This window comes from Streptococcus sp. 53 (assembly GCF_013276565.1).
Classification (GTDB): domain Bacteria; phylum Bacillota; class Bacilli; order Lactobacillales; family Streptococcaceae; genus Streptococcus.
Genome location: NZ_VMLG01000047.1, coordinates 1 through 5,516 on the forward strand (window position 1 = coordinate 1; position 5,516 = coordinate 5,516).

3 protein-coding genes are annotated in these 5,516 nt (G+C 34.5%); all 3 read right to left on the reverse strand.

Annotation, left to right across the window (positions count from 1 at the left end; all coding sequences use genetic code 11):
* Nucleotides 1-52 precede the first annotated feature (52 nt).
* Nucleotides 53-2,395 carry a hypothetical protein gene (locus HT722_RS10095; protein WP_173278848.1) on the reverse strand — a complete coding sequence of 781 codons (2,343 nt, stop codon included), beginning with the start codon at nucleotides 2,393-2,395 and terminating at the stop codon, nucleotides 53-55.
* Between the two features lie 93 nt (nucleotides 2,396-2,488).
* Nucleotides 2,489-3,733, reverse strand: a complete 1,245-nt coding sequence (locus HT722_RS10100; RefSeq protein ID WP_173278849.1) for a glycosyltransferase — start codon at nucleotides 3,731-3,733, stop codon at nucleotides 2,489-2,491.
* On the reverse strand, nucleotides 3,726-5,318 hold the full coding sequence (locus HT722_RS10105; protein WP_173224943.1) for a glycosyltransferase family 52: 1,593 nt from the start codon (nucleotides 5,316-5,318) through the stop codon (nucleotides 3,726-3,728). The genes HT722_RS10100 and HT722_RS10105 overlap by 8 nt, the downstream gene beginning before the upstream one ends.
* Nucleotides 5,319-5,516: the final 198 nt, after the last annotated feature.

The following is a 5,516-nucleotide window of genomic DNA, read 5'->3' on the forward strand; positions in this document are numbered from 1 at the left end:
TTTTAACGAAATCCAAAAAGCCATGGATTCCAGACTGGGTTTTGTCCTAACCCTATTCGTAAACAACTTCTGTTGTTCCTTCTACTACTTTTCCACTAGCTGCTGGTGATCCTTGTTTTAGACCTACATACTCATATGTATATCCCGTTTCAGCATCTACTAGCGTCGGATATTGTTTATCTGTTGTGTCATAGTTTTGTTCTACAGTTGCAACATCTGTACGTTCACCAACTTTTGTTTCACCTGAGTACAGACTTACAATCGTTTTTGTTTCTAGCGTTACATTCTCTTTATCAATTTCTGATTTTAATTGTTTTCCATCAGCTGTTACATACTTGATAACTACGCTACCTTGTTTAGAAGCTGTTACTTCTCCAGCTTCTTCTTTTGTGATTTTTTCCCTATAATAATGAGTTACGACTGGTTTTGCTTCACTCATTACTTTATAAGCACGAATCGGAGTCATCACTTCTTTTGTAGTGTAGGTTGTTTCATTATGAGTTGTTATGTCTTTAGTACTAAAGAAGTTAATATCATCATTATCAGTTATAGTGTAACGTTCGTTTGTCCCTTTTATTTCCTCATCTGTATTACCTTTATACACCTTAACTTCCACAGATTCTTCAGGTGATACTACTGTAACTGTTCCATCTTCTTCAACTGTTACAGTTCCTTTTTTAGTTAATTCATTAAATTCTTGGTTTCTTACAAGTGTTTCAATAAGCTCTCCCGTCATATTTTCTTTTGTGACAATTGCTACGTATTGAAGTTTAATTTCTTCGTTATTAAAATATTCTGCACTACCATTATCCGATGAGTCAGAAGTTAAAAATGTGAACACTCTTGTACTTATTCTGGTTTTTTCAATAATACCATCTACTTCTTTAGTCGTATTCTCTTTTTTAATTGTGAAGTCTCCGATTATATTTTCAATATCCTTCTTATAAGACTTCCTTTCTGGATCATTATCAAAAAAACTATTTCCTAAATTATAACCATATTCAACACTATTGTCCCCCTTTTTTATATAACCTATATCGATATTTTTACTTTTCTCTTCAATAAAATTATCTAATCCTTCTTTAGCAGCTATTACCTTCGCTAAACCTGCTTCATCTCCAAAATCTCTAGCTTTTTCTTCGGCATATTTCAGCAATTCGTAATAAAAGTGATAATCATTCTTTAAAATGTCAGCTGGCCTAGCATTTTTTAATTCTGAATCACCTTTCTTTTTTCCTTTGAAGTAGTCTTGGCCGTATTCTATATTATCTCCTTCGGAATCATTCAGTTTATAAAGCCTATCTATTCCGCCCACTTTTTCATCATCCGCGGTTCCAAATACCCCATCAGCACCTGCTCTATAGAATTCACTTGATACATTCTCTTTCTCATCAAGCAAGTATGTACTCGCCTCAAATTTGGTTAGAGCATATGTTAGATTCTCAACTTCAAACGATGGCGAATGATATTTTTTAGTAGTTGTTACTTTCTTATTATCACCCACCGCATACGTGTCTTTATCCATTACAAGGACTGTATCACCTTCTTGAAGGGTTACATTTTCTTTCCTGAAATCTTTGGCATCAGCTTGGCCAGCTTTCCATTTTGTAACGGCATCTTCATCGCTAGTTACACCATTAGCTTCTACAAATTTTCCGTATTGTCCATCAGCTATTTCTTCAACTAGATAAACTTTACCTGTTGTTTTTGTATAATCGATTTCCCCTAGTTTATTGTGCATTCCTTCTGGAGATACTCTTGCTTCGATATTGTTGAAGCTTGTTTTTTCATAAGTTGCTTTATCAGCACCCTCTACTTCAGAACGAACGTATTCATAAACCTTGTTATTTGCTTCTACTGTATCTTTTTTACCCGTTTCAGCTGTTACCTCAGCTCCTGTTTTGGCTACAGTTGATTCACGATAGTCTTTACCATCAGTATCATAAGCAATCCCTTTTTTATCATAAGGAGTTGTTACTGTACCTTTTTCACCTTCTACTGTTTCTGTTTTTAGTAATGATTTGTCAGACTCAAGTTTGTAGTTGACCGTTGCTTCTGTTTTGAAGTTTACTGTATCATTACCGTCCACATCACCTGTGTTTTGATTCGCTTTTGTTGGTTCAGCTACATCTTTTCCTAATACTGCATCCACTATTACAGTTTTAGAATTTTTATCATCTGTGAATGTTGTAGCTGATGTAGAAGCTACTTTTGAAGTATCACTCACTACTGTTGCTGTGTCTGTACCATTTGATAAAACAGCTGCAAATACTGGACTTGCACCAACAGATAAAGCCACACCTGTCGCTAAAATTGTTGCCCCAATAAGTTTAGAATCTGTACGTCCATCTTTATACTTACGAAGGGAAAATTTTTCTTGTTTATTATGAAACATAAAATACTATTCTCCAAAAAATTCATTGTTTTTCGACGATTTAATATATATATATATATATTAAATTGATGTATTATCATCTATTATAGCATTTTACAGAGATAATGTAAACTTATATAACTCCAAAGTTTCCCTCTTTTGATAGTCTTTAGCAAAGGTTGCCGATGCATAACGGCCTTCTTTTTGATAAGCATTTAACCACAAGATTAACTCTCCAATGTCACCAAATGTTGTGACAACTTTAGATTGATTCTTGTAGTATCTGTGAGCTAAATCTGTGTCCGACAAGAGACAGACCAAGCCCTTGGCAGATGCTTCCACAGCCGAATTAGCAAAACATTCACTCATAGAACACGATAGATAGCCTCGGTGTTTCTCATAAGGAACTTCTTCTAGAAAACCTGCATAATGGACATTCAGCGGTAAGTCTTCCTGTCTATAACCTTTAGGTAGGTTTCCATAAATCGTTAGCTGACTATCAGGAACTTGTCTAAAGGCCTCGATAGCCCATGCACAACGTTTCACCATGGTCATATTACCAACGATACACCAATCGGTAACTGTTGCATATTCTTTTTCCAAAACTTCATCCACAAACATTGGAGGTAAAAAGCGAACCTTATCTTTCCCTATCATCTGCTCTAAAACAGGACTTGCAACGATATTCTGACACCAGCCTTGTAAGACAAACTTCATCATAGGGTCTAAAATATTGTAATGGGTGTAAGCAAATAATTTCCGGCCTGTATTTTGGAAAAATTTTCTCAATTGAAGAGGATATTCATTTACCATATCAATGATAAATCGATCATCTATCGTAGAATGATTAGCTAAATAAAGACTAACTAATTGCCATTGCGTATAGGTTTCTCCACTTCTTAGGTTTTGATAAGAATGGTAATTTCCAGCTACATCTCCCTTTAGTAGCTCTCCTTTACTATCATAAAGGGTAAATTGTTCTTCTTGACAATGGAAGCGATAAAGCAATTGAGAAGTATAACATTCAATATCGCCATTTTCATAGTGGACCAAACCTACATATCCTTTATTTGTATACTCTACGTCGGTAACATTGCTTAGGTCTTGCACAAATTCTTTTGGGACACTCGGTTTTTGTCTAGCCAGGTCTGACTGATCAAAAATAACATGATAGAAGTTTTCAAAGCCAAGCTTTTCCAATGTTTCTACAAAATTCGCTACAAAATGCCCCAAATTTGTTAAAACAATTTCTTGCTCTACTTGCAGACTTTTAAAAATTTCTTGACGTGCCAATTGACTTCTTTCAAAGCCATAGATATTGATAGGAAGATGTTCCTTTATAGTAAACACTTTAGTCATGTTTCAATACCTCCTCTAACGACAGCCCTCGACTTTTAGCCAATCGTGATCTAAAAGCCATTTCTCGTCTATGCTGATTTGATAAGCGATAATAGGTTGTAACAGTATTGAGAATGAGAGCATTATCCTTTGTGACCAATCTCGCCCATAAGTGCCAATCTTCCATTCCATCAAAGTCAGAATGATAACCTCCTGCTTCATCATATGCAGAACGCTTAAAAATGACAGTTGAATGGTTAAATATATTTCGATAAGCAAGGTATAACCATAACAACTCTCCTGATAATTCATTAAATTTGTTGTATATAAGCTTATCAGATAGTTTATCCTCTTCAGCAATCACTTTAGCTCCAATAATATCTAAATGACTTTCTTTTTCTAGTCTATATAATAGTAAGCCTAAATGCCATGGAGCCCACAAATCATCAGCATCCTGTCTAGCTATATACATACTATCGCTTTTAGAAATTCCAAAATTCAAAGCTTTTGAAATTCCACCGTGTTCTTTTTTGAAATATTTGATTCTTGGCTCCCAATGATAGGATTTACAAATTTCTTCTGTTCTATCTGTAGAACCATCATCAACGATAATTAAATTGAAATTTTCATGAGTCTGATTTAAAACAGATTCAATTGAGAGTTGAATAGTCTCTTCATTATTGTACGTAGGCATAACAATATCAACCTGTGTACCTGATTGAGATACATTTTGATAGGGTACACCCAATTTTGCAAAAACATCTGATTCATGAGTTGTTAAAAAAGTACGATAACCATGAACCGATACTCCTTCTATATCTTTTATCAATAAAAGTGCTGTCGAATAAAAACTATGAACCTCAACGAACTCATATTCCTCTAGCAAAAGATAAATTTCTTCTTCAAAACAGAACCTAGTTTCTTTGAATTTATCTGGTGAGACATTCAAAGGAATTCTAGGGTGAGGATAGTAGTAATCAATCTTCTTTTCATCTAAAATTTTTGAAGTCAATTGTCTAGTGATTTCAAAAGATTCCTGATAAGGGAGAGAGGCTAAAAATTGCCCCAAAAAAACACTTATTTTTTTACCATTCTTAGCTCTATGAAAATCAATTGGTTTAATATCAAGCTTTAAAAAGACCTGTTTCTCTTTTGGAAAGAGAATGCAATCCTCAAATACCGTATAATGTCTAGTTGAAAATGACAGGACCTCCCTCATAGTAAAATGTGTAGCTTGAATCGTCCTGTCAAGACCTTGTGTATAGAAATTAAGCGGCACAATTGAAGTACTACCATCATCAAAGCTATACAAATTCATCGTACTGGGATTAAATAGATTAAGCGCTACAGGATTATCTAAGCTCGCTAAATAGATATTACTGACAGACTTCCCTTTTAAAGCTTCCCGCATATCGTCTAAAACAGTTTTTCCTTCTAAAACAATGACTTCCTTACAAAATTCCTTCATCCGTTCAGCATAGTAAGTCTGTCTCTGATCATCTGACATCTTTAGATAAATCCCAATAAAATCTTCTGAAACAGTCTGAACGACTTCTTTTGCGACTAAAACTTGAAATGGGGACGTGCAAAAGATTATATTTTTCAAATTTATCTCCTTAAAATTTTTTACAAGTAGATTTTTTTGTCTAACAGGACTTAGAAACATTCGCTTCATAATCATAGAATCATACAAAATCAATCATTTCAACCTATACTCAATGAAAATCAAATAGCAAACTAGGAAGCTAGCCGTAGGTTGCTCAAAGCACTGCTTTGAGGTTGCAGATAGAACTGACGAAGTCAG

Excerpts from the sequence above, each read along its gene's own strand:
- HT722_RS10095 (WP_173278848.1), bottom strand. The coding sequence starts at position 2,395 with ATGTTTCATAATAAACAAGAAAAATTTTCCCTTCGTAAGTATAAAGAT.
- HT722_RS10100 (WP_173278849.1), bottom strand. The coding sequence starts at position 3,733 with ATGACTAAAGTGTTTACTATAAAGGAACATCTTCCTATCAATATCTAT.